Genomic DNA, 902 nt, shown 5'->3' on the forward strand with positions numbered 1-902 from the left:
AAGGACGTTTTCACCCCGCAGCTGCGCCGGCACACCACCCTGCTGTCCCTGGCCTGGTTCTTCAACTGGTTCGGCATCCAGATCTTCGCCGTCCTGGGCACCACGGTGCTGGTGGAGGCCAAGGCGGTTTCCTTCGACAATGCCCTGCTCATCCTGGTCCTGGCCAACGCCGTGGGCTTCGTCGGCTACGTCTTCCACGGCTGGCTCGGAGACAAGATCACCCGCAAGCTGACCGTCGTCCTGGGCTGGCTGGCCGGCGGGGTGGTGAGCCTGCTGATGCTGCTGGGCCCGGGCACCCCGGCCATCATCATCCCGCTGTACGCGCTCACCCTCTTCTTCCTCACCGGCCCCTACGCGGCGCTGCTGTTCTACATGGGCGAGTCCTTCCCGGCCCATGTCCGCGGCACCGGCACCAACGTCGCCCACGTCATGGCCCCCATCGGCGGCATCGCCGGCTCGGGGCTGTTCACCATCCTGCTCGCCTCCGGAGTGGACACCGCCTGGGCGGCGATCATCGTCGGCAGCGGCGGCCTGCTCGCCTCGGCCCTGTGCATGGCCGGAACCCGTACCATCCACGACAGCCACCAGAGAACGACGGTGATCGCATGACCTTCAACGGACCATGGCGCACATGCCTCCCAAGGATGGTGGCCCGATGATGCGCGACGACGGGCTTGAAGGCAAGGTTGCCGTCATCTCCGGCGGCGGCAGCGGCATCGGCCGGGCTCTGGCCGTCGCCTACGCCCGGGCCGGCGCGCATTCGGTGGTGGGCTACCTGCCGGCGGATCCCCACGATGTCGGGGACACGGTCGCCGCGGTGGAGGCCGAGGGCGGCAAATGCATCCCGGTTCCGGTGGACGTGCGCAGCTTCGAGGACACGGAGAAGCTGGCCCAGGCCGCGC

The 902-nt window shown here is 68.8% G+C and carries 2 protein-coding genes; both read left to right on the forward strand.

The annotated features are described in order from the left end of the window. A partial coding sequence (locus NCCP_RS14825; protein WP_149958055.1) for an MFS transporter occupies positions 1 to 609 on the forward strand: 609 nt, incomplete at its 5' end. A gap of 22 nt (positions 610 to 631) precedes the next feature. Then, a partial coding sequence (locus NCCP_RS14830) for an SDR family NAD(P)-dependent oxidoreductase (RefSeq protein ID WP_225873868.1) occupies positions 632 to 902 on the forward strand: 271 nt, incomplete at its 3' end.

It is taken from the genome of Zafaria cholistanensis, from assembly GCF_008580665.1.
GTDB classification, from domain to species: domain Bacteria; phylum Actinomycetota; class Actinomycetes; order Actinomycetales; family Micrococcaceae; genus Zafaria; species Zafaria cholistanensis.